Genomic DNA, 19,124 nt, shown 5'->3' with positions numbered 1-19,124 from the left:
AACGGAGCTGCTCATGTTCGAATCCGCTGAAATCGGTCATGCCATCGACAAAGACACTTACGACACCGAAGTACCGGCCCTGCGCGAAGCCTTGCTGGAAGTGCAGTTCGAGCTGCAACAGCAGAAACGTTTCCCGGTGATCATCCTGATCAACGGCGTCGAAGGTGCCGGCAAGGGCGAGACGGTCAAACTGCTCAACGAATGGATGGACCCGCGTCTGATCGAAGTGCGTACCTTCGACCAGCAGACCGACGAAGAACTGGCCCACCCGCCTGCCTGGCGTTACTGGCGGCAGTTGCCCGCAAAAGGCCGCATGGGGGTGTTCTTCGGCAACTGGTACAGCCAGATGCTGCAGAGCCGGGTGCAGGGCGAAATCAAGGACGCCCGGCTCGACCAGGGCATCGCCGGCGCCGAACGCCTGGAGAAGATGTTCTGCGACGAAGGCGCGGTGATCTTCAAGTTCTGGTTTCACCTGTCCAAGAAACAGATGAAGGCGCGGCTCAAGGCCCTGGCCGACGACCCGCTGCACAGTTGGCGGATCAGCCCGCTGGACTGGCAGCAGTCCAAGACCTACGACAAGTTCGTCCACTTCGGCGAACGTATGCTGCGTCGCACCAGCCGCGACTACGCGCCCTGGCATGTGATCGAAGGGGTCGACAGCAATTACCGCAGTCTCACCGTCGGCAAGATTCTGCTCGAGGGCCTGCAAAACGCCCTGAGGCAACCCAAGGGCAAAGTCAGCGGCATGAACCCGGCGCCGTTGCCGGCGGCCGTGGACCAAGTGAGCCTGCTCAACAGTCTCGACATGACCCTGAGCCTGGAAAAAGAAGACTACGAAGAGCAGTTGATCACCGAGCAGGCGCGTCTTTCCGGCCTGATGCGGGATAAGCGCATGCGCAAGCACGCGTTGATCACGGTATTCGAAGGCAACGATGCGGCCGGCAAAGGGGGCGCGATCCGCCGGGTCGCCGCGGCCCTCGACCCTCGCCAGTACCGCATCGTGCCGATCGCCGCGCCCACCGAGGACGAGCGCGCCCAGCCTTACCTGTGGCGCTTCTGGCGGCAGATTCCGGCACGGGGCATGTTCACCGTGTTTGACCGCTCCTGGTACGGCCGCGTGCTGGTGGAGCGCATCGAAGGCTTCTGCACCCCGATGGACTCGATGCGCGCCTATGGCGAGATCAATGATTTCGAAGAGCAACTGCGCGATGCCGGAGTGATCGTGGTCAAGTTCTGGCTGGCCATCGACAAGCAGACCCAACTGGAGCGCTTCCAGGCCCGCGAAGCGATCCCGTTCAAACGCTTCAAGATCACCGACGACGACTGGCGCAACCGCGAGAAGTGGGACGAATACCGTGCCGCCGTAGGCGATATGGTCGACCGCACCAGCACCGAGGTCTCGCCGTGGACCCTGGTCGAAGCCAATGACAAGCGCTGGGCGCGGGTCAAGGTGTTGCGCACTATCAACCTGGCGTTGGAGGAGGCGTTCGCCCAGTCCGACAAGCACGACCAGAAAGGCAAGAAGAAGTAGGCCTATAGGCGGGGTGAATGATCATCGCGGTTGGGCGGGCCTGGATTTATTCTCGAGTGCTCTCCCAACAACGACAAGATCGAGGTAGCCCCATGCGTGAAGTAGTGATCGTCGACAGCGTGCGAACCGGCCTGGCCAAGTCCTTTCGCGGCAAGTTCAACCAGACCCGACCGGATGACATGGCGGCCCATTGCGTCAACGCGTTGCTGACACGCAACGGCATCGACCCGGCCACGGTGGAAGATTGCATCGTCGGCGCGGGCTCCAACGAGGGCGCCCAGGGCTACAACATCGGGCGCAACGTCGCGGTGCTGTCGCAACTGGGCACCGGCACGGCGGGGATGACTCTCAACCGTTTCTGTTCCTCGGGCTTGCAGGCGATTGCCATCGCGGCCAACCAGATCGCCTCGGGCTGCAGCGATATCATTGTCGCCGGCGGCGTCGAGTCCATCAGCCTGACCATGAAAAGCGTCAACACCGACAACCTGATCAACCCGTTGCTCAAAGCGCAGGTGCCGGGCCTCTATTTTCCCATGGGCCAGACCGCCGAAATCGTTGCGCGCCGCTATCACGTCAGCCGCGAGGACCAGGACCGGTATGCCCTGCAAAGCCAGCAGCGCACCGCCCAGGCCCAGGCCGATGGCTTGTTCAACGATGAAATCGTGCCGATGGCGGTCAAGTACGCCGTCGAGGACAAGAGCAGCGGCGCCGTGCAGGTGCTCGACGGTGTGGTCGAGCGCGACGACTGCAACCGCCCCGACACCACCCTGGCCAGTCTCCAGGGCTTGAAGCCGGTGTTTGCCGAAGACGGCTCGGTGACCGCGGGCAACTCTTCGCAATTGTCCGACGGCGCCTCGATGACCCTGGTGATGAGCCTGGAAAAAGCCCTGGCCCTGGGGCTCAAGCCCAAGGCGTTTTTCCGTGGCTTTGCCGTGGCTGGCTGCGAGCCCGATGAGATGGGCATCGGCCCGGTGTTCTCGGTGCCCAAGTTGCTCAAGGCCAAGGGCTTGCAGGTGGCGGATATCGACCTGTGGGAACTCAACGAGGCGTTCGCCTCCCAGTGCCTGTATGCGCGCGACCGCCTGGAAATCGACAATGCCAAATACAACGTCAACGGCGGCTCGATCTCCATCGGCCACCCGTTCGGCATGACCGGCTCGCGGCAAGTCGGGCACCTGGTGCGTGAGTTGCAGCGGCGTAATCTGCGTTACGGCATCGTCACTATGTGCGTGGGCGGTGGCATGGGGGCGACCGGGCTGTTCGAAGCTGTGCGCTGAGCCCACTGTGGGGGCAGGCCGGCTCCCGCACTTGCACAGTGCCGTATCCCAATCCGTGTACTTGCCCCTAGAATGCCGGTTCCACTTCCTCTGGCTTCTGGGGCACTCATGCACATCTCTTCCGGCCGCTGGGTCTATGGCTTTTGCTTGACCCTGCTGGCCGCGCTGCTCTGGGGCATTCTTCCGGTCAAACTCAAACAAGTGTTGCAGGTGATGGACCCGATCACCGTCACCTGGTTTCGCCTGACGGTCGCCGGCAGTTGCCTGTTCGTCTACCTCGCCGCCGTCAAGCGCTTGCCCAGCCTGCGCGTGCTCGGGCCGCGCCGCGGTTGGCTGGTGGCGATGGCCGTGTGCGGGCTGGTGGGCAACTACGTGCTGTACCTGGTGGGTCTGAACATGCTCAGCCCCGGCACGGCGCAACTGGTGGTGCAGATGGGGCCGATCTTCCTGATGGTCGCCAGCGTGTTTGTGTTTAAAGAGCGCTTCAGCCTGGGCCAGGTGTTGGGCCTGGTGGTGCTGGTCATCGGCTTTGGCCTGTTCTTCAACCAGCGTCTGGTGGAGTTGCTGACGTCCCTGGGCACCTACACCGCCGGGGTACTGACGGTTCTGCTCGCCACTACTATCTGGGTGTTCTACGCCTTGGGCCAGAAGCAATTGCTGACGGTGTGGAATTCGCTGCAGGTGATGATGGTGATCTACCTGTCGTGCGCGGTGTTGCTCACGCCTTGGGCGCATCCGCTGGAGGCCCTGCAACTGAGTCCGCTGCAAGGCTGGCTGCTGCTGGCGTGCTGCATGAACACGCTGGTGGCCTACGGCGCATTTGCCGAGGCCCTGGCCCATTGGGAAGCCTCGCGGGTGAGTGCGACCCTGGCGCTGACGCCGTTGGTGACGTTTGTGGCGGTGGCCCTGGCGGCGTGGTGGTGGCCGGATTTTGTGCAGGCTGAAGAGATCAATGCGCTGGGGTATGTGGGGGCGTTGGTGGTGGTGTTGGGGTCGGCGACCGTGGCGTTGGCGCCGTCGTTGTTTGCGGGGCTCAAGGCGCGGCGGGCGCGGTTGGCGTCTTGATCGGCCCAGGTGTTTTTATCGGGTGTACGCGGGCCTAAGTGTGGGAGGGGGGTTGCTTGCGATGGCGACCTGACAGTCGATACATATCCAACAGGTTCACCTCGTTCCAAATGTGGGAGGGGGCTTGCCCCCGATGGCGGCCTCTGGGCCGACCATTTTTTTGGGTTGAGTACATATCCGTTTCTTTGGTAACGGCTGCTATGGGTTCCGCTCTTACAGCGGGTCACTTTTGGAAAAGAGCCCCAAAAGTAACCAAAAGGGCTCTTGCCCCACCACTCGGCACCTCGCTTAGGCTCGGTGTGCCCGAACGCAGGCTTGAATCCGTGGGCCGCCGTCATGGGCCATCCATGGCCCAGGACGGCTAACCCGGCGTCCTGCCGGGTTACCCACGGATTCAAACCTGCGTTCGGCCAGCGTGGTTTTACGGGGCGCCTAAGATCAAGATCAAAAGCAGATCAAGAGCAAGATCAAGAGCAAGATCAAAGCAAAAGCACGCGCTATGCGCTTATTGTCCGGCCTCCAGCATGTTTTCCGGGCGTACCCATTGGTCGAACTGTTCGTCGGTGAGGTAGCCCAGGGCCAGCGCGGCTTCCCTCAGGGTCAGGCCTTCGGCGTAAGCCTTTTTGGCGATCTGCGCCGATTTGTCGTAGCCGATGTGCGGGTTGAGCGCGGTCACCAGCATCAGCCCGCGTTCCAGGTGCGCGGCCATTTGTTCGGCGTCGGGCTCGAGGCCGGTGATGCAGTGTTCCTGGAAGTTGTTGCAGCCGTCGGCCAGCAAGCGGATCGATTCCAGCAGGTTGTGGATGATCACCGGTTTGTACACGTTCAACTGCAAATGCCCCTGGCTGGCGGCAATGCCGATGGTCACGTCGTTGCCCAGGACCTGGCAGGCGAGCATCGACAGCGCTTCGCACTGGGTCGGGTTGACCTTGCCGGGCATGATCGAGCTGCCCGGTTCGTTGGCCGGCAGTTTGACTTCCGCCAGCCCGGCGCGCGGGCCGGAGCCGAGCAGGCGCAGGTCGTTGGCGATTTTCATCAGGGCCACGGCCAGGGTTTTCAGGGCGCCGTGCAGCGTCACCAGCGGTTCGTGGCCGGAGAGGGCGGCGAATTTGTTGGGTGCGGTCACGAACGGCAAACCCGACAAGGCTGCCAGCTCGGCGGCAATCGCCTCGCCAAAGCCGTGGGGCGAATTGAGCCCGGTGCCGACGGCGGTGCCGCCCTGGGCCAGCTCGCACACCTGGGGCAGGGCGCTGCGGATCGCGCGTTCGGCGTAATCGAGCTGGGCGATGAACGCCGAGAGTTCCTGGCCAAAGGTGATCGGCGTGGCATCCATCATGTGGGTGCGACCGGTCTTCACCAGCTTCATATGCCGCGCCGACAATTCCGCCAGCCCGCCGGACAGGTGCGTGATCGCTGGCAACAGTCGCTGGTTGACCGCCTGCACCGCCGCGATGCTCATCGCGGTGGGGAAGCAGTCGTTGGAACTCTGGGAGCGGTTCACATGGTCGTTCGGATGCACCGGGCTCTTGCCGCCGCGCGTCTTGCCCGACAGCTCGTTGGCACGCCCGGCGATCACTTCGTTGGCGTTCATGTTGCTCTGGGTGCCGCTGCCGGTCTGCCACACCACCAGCGGGAACTGGTCGTCATGCTGGCCGTCGAGCACTTCGTCGGCGGCCTGTTCGATCAGGCGCGCAATGTCGGCGGGCAGGTCGCCGTTGCGGCTGTTGACCCGGGCGGCGGCTTTCTTGATCAGGGCCAGGGCGTGCAACACCGCCAGGGGCATGCGCTGCTCACCGATGGCGAAGTTCACCAGCGAGCGTTGGGTCTGCGCGCCCCAGTAAGCATCATCCGGGACTTGGACTTCTCCCAGGCTGTCGGTTTCGATACGGCTCATCGGGCACACTCCTTCAGGTTCGTTTGCGCAGTTTAGGCCGTGATCGGCCCTGGGGGTTCCATAAAAGCCGTTTCATCGGATTCATCCACCGCAAATCCATGCCTGACAAGCGGTGGGGTTGAGCCATGGCGTTTTTTAGGCGCAGAATGGGCGCCCTTGGGGTCTTACCTCGCCTGCTAGAAAAGGAAACTTGATGACTCGTCTTCGTGCCATCTGTACCGCGGTTGCTCTGGTTTGCGCCAGCGGCCAGGTTTTTGCCGATACCGCCAGCCACAACGCCAGTGCCGAAGCCTTCCTTACCCTGGCCCACGCTGACAAGCTGGGGACCCCGGTGTACATGCAAGTGCAGCAAATGTTCGCCCAGCGTTTCGAACAGACCAAAGCGCCTGCCGCCAAGCAGTCCGTACTGGACAGCTACCAGGCCAAGGCCAACGCCGCCCTGGACCAGGCCATCGGCTGGCCAAAACTGAAACCGGACATGGTCAAGCTCTACACCAGCAACTTCAGCGAATCCGAACTCAAGGATCTGGTTGCCTTCTACCAGTCGCCGCTGGGCAAGAAAGTCCTGGAAAAAATGCCGCAACTGACCCAGCAATCGGCCCAGATGACCCAGGCCAAGCTGGAAAGCGCCGTGCCGGTGGTGAACAAGTTGTTGGAAGACATGACCAACGAGCTGACACCTAAAGCCGCCGCACCGGCCAAGAAGAAGTAAGCAGGAATGACCATGCAACAGCGTATCGAAACGGCGCTTGCCGCCCTGGGCCCGGACCACCTGAGCGTGCTGGACGAAAGCCACATGCACAGCCGTGGGTTGCAGACCCACTTCAAGGCCGTGCTGGTCAGCCAGCAGTTCGAAGGGCTTAACCGCGTCAAGCGCCACCAGAAGGTCTACGCCACCCTGGGTGACCTGATGAGCGAGTTTCATGCGCTGGCGCTGCATACCTATACGCCTGAGGAATGGGCGAAAACCGACGCAGCCCCGGCCTCGCCGACCTGCGCTGGCGGCCATTGACGGGTTGATGTTGAATCTACTGTAGGAGCGAGCTTGCTCGCGAAAAAACTCAGAGCGCCGCTGGGCGTCAGGTTATCCGTGTCATCGTTCACGACCTTCGCGAGCAAGCTCGCTCCTACAGTTAACGGTTCATCCCTGATAGAATCCGCAACGCGCCGCTTAGCTGGCGCGTTTTTTTTGCATCCGGTTCACCCCTTACGAGGGTAGCCACCTGGAGAGAACACCCATGACTCAACCGATTGTCGTGGCGGCACTGTATAAGTTCGTCACCCTTGAAGATTACGTCGCCCTGCGCGAGCCCCTGCTGCAGGCGATGGTCGACAACGGCATCAAAGGCACCTTGCTGATCGCCGAAGAAGGCATCAACGGCACCGTTTCCGGCAGCCGCGAAGGCATTGATGGCTTGATGGCCTGGCTGAAGAACGACCCGCGCATGGTCGATATCGACCACAAAGAGTCGTACTGCGACGAGCAGCCGTTCTATCGCACCAAGGTCAAGCTCAAGAAAGAGATCGTGACCCTGGGCGTCGAAGGCGTCGACCCGAACAAAAAAGTCGGCACCTATGTCGAGCCGCAGGACTGGAACGCGCTGATCAGCGACCCGCAAGTGCTGTTGATCGATACGCGTAACGACTATGAGGTGTCCATCGGCACCTTTGAAGGCGCGATCGACCCGAAAACCACCAGTTTTCGCGAATTTCCCGACTACATCAAAGCCAACTTCGACCCGGCCAAGCACAAGAAAGTCGCCATGTTCTGCACCGGCGGCATTCGTTGCGAGAAGGCCTCCAGCTATATGCTCAGCGAAGGCTTCGATGAGGTTTACCACCTCAAGGGCGGCATCCTGAAGTACCTCGAAGAGGTACCGCAGGCCGAGACCAAATGGCAGGGCGACTGCTTTGTGTTCGACAACCGCGTCACTGTGCGCCACGACTTGAGCGAAGGCGACTACGATCAATGTCATGCCTGTCGCACACCGGTTAGTGTGGAAGACCGCGCATCCGAGCACTACGTGGCGGGCATCAGTTGTCCGCATTGCTGGGATAAGCTGCCGGAGAAAACCCGCCGCAGCGCGATCGACCGGCAAAAGCAGATTGAACTGGCCAAGGCTCGCAATATGCCGCACCCGATTGGCTACAACTACAAGCAAACCCCTTCCGAGGCCTGAACCATGTCCGCGCGCCTGCTCTACATAATGGACCCGATGTGTTCCTGGTGCTGGGGCTTTGCTCCGGTAGCCGAGGCGTTGGTCGAGCAGGCCCGGGCGGCCGGCGTGGAGCTGCACCTGGTGGTGGGCGGCTTGCGCACCGGCAGCGGCGCGGCGCTGGACCCGTCGACCCGGCGCTATATCCTGGAACACTGGCAGGCGGTCACCGACGCCACCGGGCAGACGTTCAAGCATGAAGGCGCGCTGCCCGACGGTTTTGTCTACGACACTGAGCCGGCGTGCCGCGCCATCGTCACCGCGCGCAGCCTGGCGCCGGATTGCGCGTGGAAGCTGCTGGGGCTGATCCAGCATGCGTTTTATGTCGAGGGGCGCGACGTGACCCTCGCCAGTATTCTGGTGGAACTGGCGGAAAAAGCCGGCATACCGCGTATCGAGTTCGCCGGGGCGTTTGACCGCGCCGAGCAGCACGCCGCCACCGCCGCCGATTTCACCTGGGTGCAGGATTTGGGGATCGCCGGTTTTCCGACGTTGCTGGCCGAGCGCAATGGCCAGTTGGCCTTGCTGACCAATGGCTACCAGCCGCTGTCCGAGCTGTCACCGCTGCTCGGCCGCTGGCTGGAGCGAGCCGCCTGTGCCTGATCAGCCTGACACAGAGCCCTCCCACCGCGTCGATCGACTGACCTGGGCGGAAATCCGCCGCCTGGCCTTGCGTCACAAGAAATCCCTGTGGATCGCCAATGGTGTCGCCGTACTGGCGACCCTGTGCAGCGTGCCCATCCCCCTGTTGTTGCCCTTGCTGGTCGACGAAGTGCTGCTGGGCCATGGCGATGCCGCGCTCAAGGTAATGAACCACGCGCTGCCCCTGGGCTGGCAGAAAGCCGCCGGTTATATCGGCCTGATGCTGCTGGTGACGCTGGCCCTGCGCTGTGGTGCGCTGGTGTTCAACGTGGTGCAGGCGCGCTTGTTTGCGCGGCTGGCCAAGGACATCGTCTACCGCATCCGCGTGCGTCTGATCGAGCGGCTCAAGCGTATTTCCCTCGGCGAGTACGAAAGCCTCGGCAGCGGCACCGTCACCACGCACCTGGTCACCGACCTGGACACGCTGGACAAATTCGTCGGCGAAACCCTCAGCCGTTTCCTGGTGGCCATGCTGACCCTGGTCGGCACCTCGGCGATTCTGGTGTGGATGCACTGGCAACTGGCGCTGCTGATCCTGCTGTTCAACCCGCTGGTGATCTATGCCACGGTGCAGTTGGGCAAGCGCGTCAAACACCTGAAAAAACTGGAAAACGACAGCACCTCGCGCTTCACCCAGGCGTTGACCGAAACCCTCGACGCCATCCAGGAAGTGCGTGCCGGCAATCGCCAGGGCTTTTTCCTCGGGCGCCTCGGCCAGCGCGCCCAGGAAGTGCGTGACTATGCGATCCACTCCCAATGGAAAACCGACGCCTCCAGCCGCGCCAGCGGTTTGCTGTTCCAGTTCGGCATCGATATTTTTCGCGCGGCGGCCATGCTCACCGTGCTGTTTTCCGACCTGTCCATCGGCCAGATGCTCGCCGTGTTCAGCTACCTGTGGTTCATGATCGGCCCGGTGGAGCAGTTGTTGAACCTGCAATATGCCTACTACGCAGCGGGCGGGGCGCTGACGCGGATCAACGAGCTGCTCGCCCGTGCCGATGAGCCGCAATATGTCGGCGGCGCAGACCCGTTCACTGGGCGCGAAACGGTCGGTATCGACGTGCGTGGCCTGACGTTCGGCTATGGCGAAGAGCGGGTGCTCGACCAGTTGAACCTCAGCATCGAACCTGGTGAGAAGGTCGCGATTGTCGGCGCCAGCGGCGGCGGTAAAAGTACCCTGGTGCAACTGCTGCTGGGGCTGTACACACCGCAGGCCGGCAGTATTCGTTTCGGTGGTGCAACCCAGCAGGAAATCGGCCTGGAGACCATCCGCGAGCACGTCGCGGTGGTGCTGCAACACCCCGCGCTGTTCAACGATACCGTGCGTGCCAACCTGACCATGGGCCGCAACCGCAGTGACCAGGCGTGTTGGCAGGCCCTGGAAATCGCCCAGTTGGAGGCGACCGTCAAGGCGTTGCCCCTGGGCCTGGACAGTGTGGTGGGGCGCTCTGGCGTGCGCTTTTCCGGCGGCCAGCGCCAACGCCTGGCGATTGCGCGCATGGTCTTGGCCGAGCCGAAGGTAGTGATCCTGGATGAGGCAACCTCAGCCCTGGACGCCGCCACCGAGTACAACCTGCACCAGGCGTTGGCGCGGTTTCTCAGTGGGCGGACTACACTGATCATTGCCCATCGGCTTTCGGCGGTGAAACAAGCTGATCGGGTGCTGGTGTTCGACGGTGGGCATATCGCCGAGGACGGCGACCATCAGCAACTGATCGCGGAGGGTGGCTTGTACGCCAAACTTTACGGGCACTTGCAACAAGTGCGTTGATTTAGCCTACGCTGTGCTATTAGGAGCGGATGTTCGCGTGCGTATTCAGCTGTGCATGTGCAAGGGACTTCATGAAGCAGAAGCGGACTCTCGGAACGCCAAGGTTGTTGGGCATTGTCTGGCCCTTTATTGCCGTCGTATTGTTCCAGGCATTATTAGGCTGTGTCAGTCTGTATGTGCTTTCAGCGGTGCGCGTCTATGTGGGCGGCGAAAGCCTGTGGTCCAAGGGCCAGAAAGACGCCATCTACTATCTGACGCTGTACGCCGATAATCGCGACGAAGCCACCTACCTCAAATACCAGCAAGCCATTGCCGTGCCCCAGGGCGGGCATGAGCTGCGTGTCGCCCTGGACCATCCAGCCCCCGACCTCAAGGCGGCGCGCCTGGGGATCATCAAGGGTGGCAACCACCCGGACGACGTCTCCAGCGTGATCTGGCTGTACCTCAACTTTCGCCATTTCAGCTACCTGGAAAAAGCCATCGAACTGTGGACCGTGGGCGATGCCTACCTGGTCCAGCTGGATGATTTGGCCCGGTCGATGCACCGGGCGATCACCGCGGGTCAGGTCCATGACGACGATGTGCGGCAATGGAAGGCGCATATCTTTGCCATCAACGACGGCGTGACGCCGGCGGCCAAGGCGTTCAGCGATGCCTTGGGTGAAGGCTCGCGCGTCGTCCTGCGGCTGTTGCTGATCACCAACCTGGCCACGGCCTTGTGCCTGATCGCCCTGGCGCTGCTGCGTACCCACAAGTTGTTGGCGCAGCGGCACGCGTTCGCCGATGCCCTGCAAGTGGAGAAGGAGCGGGCACAGATCACCCTGGAGTCGATCGGCGATGGGGTGATCACCACCGATGTCGATGGCGCCATTGCCTACATGAACCCGGCCGCCGAGGCCCTGACGCGCTGGACGTCGGCCCATGCCCAGGGCCTGCCCCTGGCGGCACTGTTCAACCTGCTGGATGAAAATGCTCAGCCCGATGGTTTTGCGCTGATCGAGCACATCACCAAGGGCCGTTTGAGCGGCGGCAGCGAACACTCCAAAACCATCCAGCGTCTGGATGGCAGCACTGTTTCGGTGACCCTGGTGGGCGCGCCGATCCGCAGCGCCGGCAAAGTCAGCGGCGCGGTGCTGGTGCTGCACGACATGACCCAGGAACGTCAGTACATCGCCAACCTGTCGTGGCAAGCGACCCATGACGCGTTGACCGGCCTGGCCAACCGTCGCGAGTTCGAGTTCCGCCTGGAACAGGTGCTGCAACAGGTCGCGCGTGAGCACAGCGGGCGGCATGCCTTGATGTTCCTCGACCTGGACCAGTTCAAGCTGGTCAACGACACCTGCGGCCATGCGGCAGGCGACGAGCTGTTGCGGCATATCTGCGCACTGCTGCAATCGGATCTGCGTGAAGGTGACACCCTGGCGCGACTGGGGGGCGACGAGTTCGGCATCCTGTTGGAGAACTGCCCGGCGTCGGTGGCGGAAAAAATCGCCGAAAGCCTGCGCCACACGGTGCAGAACCTGCATTTCGTGTGGAAGGGCCGGCCGTTCATGACCACCGTCAGCATTGGCCTGGTGCATATCTCCCAGGTGCCGACCACCCTGGAAACGTCGCTGCGCGCCGCCGACATGGCCTGCTACATGGCCAAGGAAAAGGGCCGCAACCGCGTGCAGGTCTACCACGCGGACGACTCCGAGCTGTCCTTGCGCTTTGGCGAGATGGCCTGGGTGCAGCGCCTGCACATGGCCCTGGAAGAAAACCGTTTTTGCCTGTACTCCCAGGAAATCGCGCCCCTGGGGCACACCGACGCCGACAATGGGCACATTGAAATCCTCCTGCGCCTGCATGACGAGGCCGGCCGCATCATTCTGCCCGACAGTTTCATTCCGGCCGCCGAACGTTACGGGTTGATGAGTTCCCTGGATCGCTGGGTGGTGGACAACGTGTTCAACCTGATTGCCCGTTGCATGCATGAGCGTCCGGGCCGGCCCATGGCAATGTGTGCGATTAATCTGTCAGGCATAACGATTGGTGATGACGCTTTTCTCGGTTTTTTACGCGAGAAGTTCGCGGCTTACAGTGTTCCGCCAGAAATGATTTGTTTTGAAATAACTGAGACCTGCGCTATTGCCAATTTGGGCAGTGCGATTCGCTTTATTAATGAACTCAAAGCCTTAGGTTGCCATTTCTCACTGGATGACTTCTGCGCCGGAATGTCCTCATTCGCTTATCTGAAACATTTACCTGTAGACTTCCTGAAGATCGATGGAAGTTTCGTAAAGGATATGCTGGACGACCCGATTAACCGCGCCATGGTCGAAGTGATCAACCACATCGGCCACGTCATGGGTAAGCGCACAATTGCTGAGTTTGTTGAAACGCCGCACATCGAACAGGCATTGCTTGAGATTGGTGTGGATTACGCTCAGGGCTATGTGATTGAACGCCCGCAATTGTTTACCTTTGATAGTTTGCAGTGTCGACCTGTGCGGCCGCAGCCTCTGTTATTCAAGGCGCCCGGCACATTCCGCTGAAACATTTGCTGGTCTGTACAATCACACTTAAAAAGGAGCCTTACAGTGATCGACACCTTCAACCGAACCGGCCCGCTTATGGAAGCCTCGAGTTACCCCACCTGGGCTCAGCAATTGATCCAGGACTGTAGCGAGAGCAAGCGCCGAGTTGTCGAACACGAACTGTATCAGCGCATGCGTGATAACACGCTGAGCGCCAAGACCATGCGCCAATACCTGATCGGTGGCTGGCCGGTGGTCGAACAGTTTGCCTTGTATATGGCACAGAACCTCACCAAGACCAAGTTTGCCCGTCATCCTGGCGAGGATATGGCGCGGCGTTGGCTGATGCGCAATATTCGGGTGGAATTGAACCACGCCGATTACTGGCTGCATTGGGCCCGCGCCCACGGCGTCAGCCTCGAAGACCTGCAAGCACAGAACGTACCCCCGGAATTGCATGCACTGAGCCATTGGTGCTGGCACACCAGTTCGGCCGATTCGTTGATCGTTGCGATCGCCGCCACCAACTACGCCATCGAGGGCGCGACGGGGGAGTGGTCCGCGTTGGTGTGCTCCACCGGCGTTTATGCGGCAGCCTTCCCCGAGGAAGACCGCAAGCGCGCGATGAAGTGGCTGAAGATGCATGCCCAGTACGACGATGCCCACCCTTGGGAAGCGCTGGAAATCGTCTGCACCCTGGCCGGTACGAACCCCAGCCGACAACTGCAGGCAGAGCTGCGCCAGGCCGTGTGCAAGAGCTACAACTACATGTACCTGTTCCTGGAAAACTGCATGCGCCTGGAGAAAGACAAACCGGCGGCAGCACCTGTTCGCGAGCGCCTGGTGCGCGTCGCCAGCGAAGCGTGATGTGAAACGCGTGGCGGGGGTTTACCCCGCCATTGCCAAGCGGTTGCGACCTTCGCGCTTGGCCACATACAAGGCGCTGTCGGCCCGACGCAACAGGCTTTCGGCAGACTCGGCAGGCAACAACGTCGAGCAGCCCAGGCTCACCGTCAGATCGATGCGTATGTCATCCGCCCAATATTCCTGGGCCTGTGTCGCCTGGCGCAGGCGCTCGCCGACGACCGCCGCCGCATCCCGGCCGGTGTTGGAGAGCAGGATCAGGAACTCTTCCCCGCCAAAGCGGAACACCATGTCCACATTGCGCAACTGGCCCTTGATCGACGCAGCCACGGCGCGCAGTACCTTGTCGCCGGCCGCGTGGCCGTGAGTGTCGTTGATGCGTTTGAAGTGATCGATGTCGAGCATCAGCAGGGACAACGGGGTCGAGTGTCGCCGCGCCATGTCGATTTCCCGCTGCAGGGTCTGGTCCATGGCGATGCGGTTGCCGGTTTCGGTCAACGGGTCACGCAGGGCGCTGCGGGTCGCGGCGCGATAGAGCAGGGCGTTACGCATCGGGTAGAGCAGGGTGGCCAGCAGTGATTCGAGTTGACTCAGTTCTTCTTCCATCAAACGTTGGTTGCGACGGAATACCAGCTCGCCCAGATGTTCGCCTTCATGGCTCAAGGCGTAGCTCACCGAATGATGGCCGCGATGACCGAATTCCAGGCGCAGGTCACTGGCCTGATGGCTGTAGTGCAGAGCGTCCAGGGGCACCAGGCGCTGGATCTCGCGAAAGAACAGACCGAGGATGCATTGCGGTTCCAGGCTGGTCTGCAGTTGCAGGCCCAGTTGTTGGCGCAGTTGAGCAACCGTGGTGGGGCGGTGCGAGAGAGGGGATGACTGACTAAAGCCCAGGCGTTGCAATTTGGCACTGTCGAAGTCAATTGCGTGGAGCTGGGGCGGGTTTTTCATAAGCAGTCGGCCTCTAAGCACTTAGCTGTCTTACAGGCTCGATGAGAGTGGCGAGTGCCAAGCGTCTTACTGTTCCTTCAGTTCCGTAAAACATTGGAAACAGTTTAAACCGCTTTGCCAGGGGTTATAACCCTTGGGCACTGCCACACGTCTTGTCATCGCTTAACCTGCTTGAAAGGGCTAGAGCGAGATTCATGCCACTTTGTTTTATTTTGAATAAAATCCTTATAAATCAAAGGCTGTTTATGGGGTCAAAAACAGCCATGGCGAAAGGATGTCAGTTATTTGGCAGGTGACGGCGGTTTTACCCGCCGTACTGAACCAGCGTGGTGGCGTCGATCTGCTCGATCGACGTCACGCCGGTCAGCGTCATGGCCACACGCATTTCCTTGGCGAAGATATCCAACAGGTTTTCCACCCCGTGCTGGCCATCGGCGGCCAACGCATAGGCGGTCGAACGTCCCAACAGGCATGCCTTGGCGCCCAGGGCGAGCATGCGTACCACGTCGAGCCCGGAGCGGATGCCGGAGTCCACCAGCACCGTCAGGTCATCGCCGACTGCCTGGGCAATGGGCGGCAGTGCCTTGGCGGTGGAGAGCACGCCGTCCAACTGGCGGCCGCCATGGTTGGAGACCACGATGCCATCGGCGCCGAAGCTCACTGCGTCCTTGGCGTCCTGCGGGTCGAGGATGCCCTTGATGATCATCGGGCCTTTCCAGAACTCGCGTATCCACTCCAAGTCTTTCCAACTGATCGACGGGTCGAAGTTGTTGGCCAGCCAACCGACGTAATCTTCGAGGGTGGTGGGCTTGCCCAGGTACTTGGAGATATTGCCCAGGTCGTGCGGGCGGCCCAGCACGCCGACATCCCAGGCCCATTGTGGCTTGGTGACGGCCTGCAGCATCCGGCGCGCCGAGGCATACGGCCCGGACATGCCCGAGTGTGCATCACGGTAACGCGCGCCCGGCGTCGGCATATCGACGGTGAACACCAGCGTCGTCACCCCGGCGGCCTGCGCCCGTTCCAGCGCGTTACGCATAAAGCCGCGGTCCTTGAGCACATAGAGCTGGAACCAGATCGACTGCGCGCTTTGCGACGCCACTTCCTCGATCGAACACACCGACACCGTCGACAGACAGAAGGGAATCCCCTTGTTGGCCGCCGCCTTGGCCGCCTGCACCTCGCCGCGCCGTGCGTACATACCGGTCAAGCCAACGGGGCTGAGGATGATCGGCATGGCATGTTCCTGACCGAACAGCGTGGTCTTCAAGCTCAGGCTATCCACGTTGCGCAGAATGCGTTGGCGCAGGCTGATCTCGGCCAGGTCCGAACTGTTGGCACGCATCGTGTGTTCGGCGTAGGCGCCACCGTCGATGTAGTCGAACAGGAAGCGCGGCAGCTTGCGCTTGGCGGCGGCACGGTAATCGGATGCCGACGAAATGATCATGAGCAGTGACTCCACAGGGCAAAGGGGGGTTACGGTAAGCAAACTTCTGGCATGATAAAAACAACTTTTATCGCTAGTGCCCAGTCGCAAAAGGAATACCGATGAACCTGAGAACACTGCGTGTCTTCGTTGAGGTGGTGCGCCAGGGCGGGTTTTCCCAGGCGGCGCAGGTGGTGTCGCTGACCCAGTCGACGGTGAGCAAGGCCGTCAAGACCCTGGAAGAAGAACTGGGTGCGCCGCTGCTTAATCGTCTTGGACACAAGAACGAACTTACCGCCGCAGGCGAAATTGCCTACCGTCGCGCCCTGGTGCTGCTCGCCGAACGCAGCGATCTGGTCGCCGAGATCAACGACCTGCGCGACCTCAAGCGCGGCGTGCTGCGCATCGGCCTGCCGCCGGTGGGATGCGGCGTGTTGTTCGCGTCTATGTTCGCCACCTACCGCAACCGCTACCCGGACATCGATATCGAACTTACCGAGCACGGCAGCAAAAAACTGCATGAATGCCTGGAAGTCGGGGAGGTCGACCTGGCGGCCCTGTTGCTGCCGGTAGACGATGGCTTCGACTACCAGCCCGTGCGCAATGAGCCGCTGATGGCCGTGCTGCCCATGAGCCATGCGCTCGCGCGGCGCAAGCGCATCGACTTCACCGACCTCGCGGATTCACCGTTCATTCTGTTCGAAGCCGGTTTTGCCCTGAACGCATTAATCCTCGCCGCCTGCGAACGCAAGGGCGTGACGCCCCGCGTCACCGCCCGTAGTGGGCAGATCGACTTCATCGTCGACCTGGTGGCGGCAGGGCTGGGCGTCGCCTTCCTGCCACGCATGCTCGCGCACAAGCACCAGCACGCCGGCATCGCCCTGATCCCCTTGGACGAACCCCACACCGACTGGCACATCGCCCTGGCCTGGCGCGCCAGCGCCCACCTGCCACCCGCAGCGCGCGCCTGGCTGGACCTGGCCAAGGAAATGGCCCACGCAGGGTAAAAGCCGAACGGGTTATCCGATTGCGTTCGGCAATGCCAGGTAGTGCTTGACTTGTCCTTTTTAATCAGTAACATACGGTGAATTCCGCGATAGCTCAGTTGGTAGAGCAAATGACTGTTAATCATTGGGTCCCTGGTTCGAGTCCAGGTCGTGGAGCCAGATAGGAAAAAGCCTGCAGCGATGCAGGCTTTTTTTGCCTTGGATTTTTCCGGGGTGATCAAAGCGCACAGCGTGACCAGCATGAATGCGTCTCTAATCCTACGATTCAGAGGTAAATATCATGAAAGTCGCTGCAGTCGTTTCAACCAAAGGTGGGCCGGGTAAAACCACGGTCGGCGTCAATCTGGGCGCGTTCTGCGCCGATGCAGGGATCCGCACCCTGCTCATTGATCTGGATAATCAGCCGTCTCTGTCCTCATTCTATGCGCTATCGCATGAGGCGCCTGGTGGAACCTATCAACTGATCGCGAATAACGAGACTCGGGCCGACCAGGTCATTTCGCAGACCTGCATTCCTAATCTCTCATTGATCCATTCCAATGATCCGTTCAATCAGCTGGGAAATTTGTTGCTCCATGCTGCTGACGGGCGCCTTCGTCTCAAGAATCTGCTGCCGGCTTTCGAGCAGGACTTTGATCTGATTCTGATCGATACCCAAGGAGCTCGCTCCATCGTGCTGGAGATGGCCTTGCTTGGGGCACAAATGGCTATTTCGCCCATCACCCCGGATATGCTGACTGCACGAGAGTTTCAGCGTGGAATGCTCCAGCTCTATCGAGATCTTGAGCCGTTGGCAGCGCTGGGTGCAGAGACGCCAATGTTGAATGTCGTGATCAACAAGCTTGATGCAACCAACGATGCAAACCTGATCTATCACACGCTAACCGAAACTTTTTCTGATCATCCGAAGGTCCAGATGATCCAGACCACGATCCCGGCCGCCTCGCGTTTGAATTCAGGGGAAAAGGTACGGCGTTGTTTGGTCATCTGACACCTCGTTCTGGCGAGCATTCTCGCCTAAATGGGTGTCCGGTTTCATTAGACCACTACAGCGCAAACTATGAGTGCTGTTCGGGCTACCGGAAATGGCCCGGCGCTCGCGACTAGATCCGATGGTGCCTCGTTGCATCAAACGACAGTTAACGGTGTTAAAGTTGAGGTGATCAAGGTGGGGGATCGCGTTACTGCTGGCTATCCTTGTGGCAGAGGATGCACGGATCCAACGAAATTTTGATAGGTGAAATATGTTTAAGGAGTATGAATTTTTGCTGGATTCGATAGGGTCAGAAGATTATTGGTCGGATGTAGGTATTGATATCGCAGCCTCCAAAATCTCTCAGTTTGATAGTTTGAGTTGGGGTGAACTTGAGTATGCGCTTTCAGTGAAGTCTGAAATGTGGCGAGGTCGGTGCGCGGAGTCCCTTGGGGACTCGAATGATGAGCGGGCTCTGCGTATTCTGTTAGCGCTTCTAAAGGCTGAGGAGGAATCGGTTGTCATTCATGCAATTGAATCAATTGAATCAATTTTTTTAGCTGGCTATATTTTCGATAAGTCGCAGGCCATACTCGCTCTAAATGAGGGTTTCAAGGAAGGGAATCGAACGTTAAAGCTAATGAAGACTACATTGGCTAAGAAGTTAAGTGAGTAGTAATTGTGGAGAAAGGAAGAACGAGGTAGATGACGCGCAAATCCTAGTGCCGGTGCTCTATCTAGCCCGGGCCGACAATCGCCTCGCGCCGAGGGGCGGGTTGATCGCCGGTAACAATCCGAACCTGATAGCCGGTGAAGATCTGCTTAACGCCGGCGCGCCGTGTGCTACCAATAACCTGTCGGCGAATTCCAGCAACGACCTTTCCAACAGCGGCCTGATCGGAATTTAAATAAAACTGAGAATCATCTGGCCGGCCTCCCCACCTCACGGAGGTGGCGCAAAATTCAACGTGCGAACTTAGACTTTTGCTGA

At 60.4% G+C, this 19,124-nt stretch carries 16 protein-coding genes, 1 tRNA gene and 2 pseudogenes; 15 read left to right on the top strand and 4 right to left on the bottom strand.

The genetic code is table 11. The features are described 5' to 3' along the window. Positions 1–13: 13 nt before the first annotated feature. From pap to AC07W0_RS26600, 3 genes are all read left to right on the top strand, one after another. A complete protein-coding gene (gene pap / locus AC07W0_RS26610; RefSeq protein ID WP_017845862.1) occupies positions 14–1,531 on the top strand; it encodes a polyphosphate:AMP phosphotransferase in 1,518 nt (505 codons plus the stop codon). 92 nt (positions 1,532–1,623) lie between these two features. Next, positions 1,624–2,808 carry a thiolase family protein gene (locus tag AC07W0_RS26605; RefSeq protein WP_046382584.1) on the top strand — a complete coding sequence of 395 codons (1,185 nt, stop codon included), beginning with the start codon at positions 1,624–1,626 and terminating at the stop codon, positions 2,806–2,808. Positions 2,809–2,916: 108 nt separating this feature from the next. Continuing rightward, positions 2,917–3,873 (top strand): DMT family transporter, encoded by a 957-nt coding sequence (locus AC07W0_RS26600; RefSeq protein WP_102618592.1) that lies wholly within the window; start codon positions 2,917–2,919, stop codon positions 3,871–3,873. A 505-nt stretch (positions 3,874–4,378) separates the two neighbouring features. Here AC07W0_RS26600 and AC07W0_RS26595 read toward each other — a convergent pair. Continuing rightward, a complete protein-coding gene (locus AC07W0_RS26595) occupies positions 4,379–5,767 on the bottom strand; it encodes a class II fumarate hydratase (protein ID WP_046483948.1) in 1,389 nt (462 codons plus the stop codon). 193 nt (positions 5,768–5,960) lie between these two features. Here AC07W0_RS26595 and AC07W0_RS26590 point away from each other — a divergent pair, with 193 nt between their 5' ends. Both AC07W0_RS26590 and AC07W0_RS26585 read left to right on the top strand, forming a co-directional pair. Then, positions 5,961–6,479 (top strand): DUF2059 domain-containing protein, encoded by a 519-nt coding sequence (locus AC07W0_RS26590; protein ID WP_010567461.1) that lies wholly within the window; start codon positions 5,961–5,963, stop codon positions 6,477–6,479. A 6-nt stretch (positions 6,480–6,485) separates the two neighbouring features. After that, complete coding sequence (locus AC07W0_RS26585) at positions 6,486–6,779, top strand: BolA family protein (RefSeq protein WP_026139887.1); 294 nt, start codon at positions 6,486–6,488, stop codon at positions 6,777–6,779. 17 nt (positions 6,780–6,796) lie between these two features. Here AC07W0_RS26585 and AC07W0_RS26580 read toward each other — a convergent pair. Next, positions 6,797–6,919: pseudogene (locus AC07W0_RS26580) on the bottom strand (outer membrane lipoprotein carrier protein LolA); the annotation flags it as partial. An 86-nt stretch (positions 6,920–7,005) separates the two neighbouring features. On the opposite strand from AC07W0_RS26580, the gene trhO reads away from it, so the two are divergent. The 5 genes from trhO (at position 7,006) to AC07W0_RS26555 (ending at position 13,779) form a co-directional block, all read left to right on the top strand. Next, positions 7,006–7,947 carry an oxygen-dependent tRNA uridine(34) hydroxylase TrhO gene (gene trhO, locus AC07W0_RS26575; RefSeq protein WP_017845867.1) on the top strand — a complete coding sequence of 314 codons (942 nt, stop codon included), beginning with the start codon at positions 7,006–7,008 and terminating at the stop codon, positions 7,945–7,947. 36 nt (positions 7,948–7,983) lie between these two features. After that, positions 7,984–8,586 (top strand): DsbA family protein, encoded by a 603-nt coding sequence (locus tag AC07W0_RS26570; RefSeq protein ID WP_169883702.1) that lies wholly within the window; start codon positions 7,984–7,986, stop codon positions 8,584–8,586. Further along, positions 8,579–10,396 (top strand): ABC transporter ATP-binding protein, encoded by a 1,818-nt coding sequence (locus AC07W0_RS26565; RefSeq protein WP_046382588.1) that lies wholly within the window; start codon positions 8,579–8,581, stop codon positions 10,394–10,396. The genes AC07W0_RS26570 and AC07W0_RS26565 overlap by 8 nt, the downstream gene beginning before the upstream one ends. 71 nt (positions 10,397–10,467) lie before the next feature. Beyond that, the gene (locus AC07W0_RS26560) at positions 10,468–12,930 is read left to right on the top strand and encodes an EAL domain-containing protein (protein WP_102618593.1); all 2,463 of its coding nucleotides are present in this window, start codon (positions 10,468–10,470) and stop codon (positions 12,928–12,930) included. A 78-nt stretch (positions 12,931–13,008) separates the two neighbouring features. Next, positions 13,009–13,779 carry an iron-containing redox enzyme family protein gene (locus tag AC07W0_RS26555; protein WP_186352193.1) on the top strand — a complete coding sequence of 257 codons (771 nt, stop codon included), beginning with the start codon at positions 13,009–13,011 and terminating at the stop codon, positions 13,777–13,779. 21 nt (positions 13,780–13,800) lie between these two features. Here AC07W0_RS26555 and AC07W0_RS26550 read toward each other — a convergent pair whose 3' ends face one another. Further along, a complete protein-coding gene (locus tag AC07W0_RS26550) occupies positions 13,801–14,727 on the bottom strand; it encodes a GGDEF domain-containing protein (RefSeq protein ID WP_046382591.1) in 927 nt (308 codons plus the stop codon). A gap of 304 nt (positions 14,728–15,031) precedes the next feature. Then, positions 15,032–16,174, bottom strand: a complete 1,143-nt coding sequence (gene lldD, locus AC07W0_RS26545; RefSeq protein ID WP_046382592.1) for an FMN-dependent L-lactate dehydrogenase LldD — start codon at positions 16,172–16,174, stop codon at positions 15,032–15,034. 101 nt (positions 16,175–16,275) lie between these two features. On the opposite strand from lldD, the gene AC07W0_RS26540 reads away from it, so the two are divergent. The 5 genes and pseudogenes from AC07W0_RS26540 to AC07W0_RS26520 all read left to right on the top strand — a co-directional run. Further along, a complete protein-coding gene (locus tag AC07W0_RS26540) occupies positions 16,276–17,160 on the top strand; it encodes a LysR family transcriptional regulator (RefSeq protein WP_102618594.1) in 885 nt (294 codons plus the stop codon). Positions 17,161–17,243: 83 nt separating this feature from the next. After that, positions 17,244–17,319, top strand: a tRNA-Asn gene (locus AC07W0_RS26535). A gap of 121 nt (positions 17,320–17,440) precedes the next feature. Continuing rightward, complete coding sequence (locus AC07W0_RS26530; protein WP_017845875.1) at positions 17,441–18,151, top strand: ParA family protein; 711 nt, start codon at positions 17,441–17,443, stop codon at positions 18,149–18,151. 253 nt (positions 18,152–18,404) lie between these two features. After that, complete coding sequence (locus AC07W0_RS26525) at positions 18,405–18,809, top strand: hypothetical protein (protein ID WP_046483935.1); 405 nt, start codon at positions 18,405–18,407, stop codon at positions 18,807–18,809. Between the two features lie 40 nt (positions 18,810–18,849). Then, a pseudogene (locus tag AC07W0_RS26520) lies at positions 18,850–19,032 on the top strand (hypothetical protein); the annotation flags it as partial. Positions 19,033–19,124: the final 92 nt, after the last annotated feature.

The organism is Pseudomonas sp. GW704-F2, from assembly GCF_059423025.1.
The sequence above is the reverse complement of the archived record's forward strand: the minus strand, read 5'-3'. Positions and strand labels throughout refer to the sequence as shown.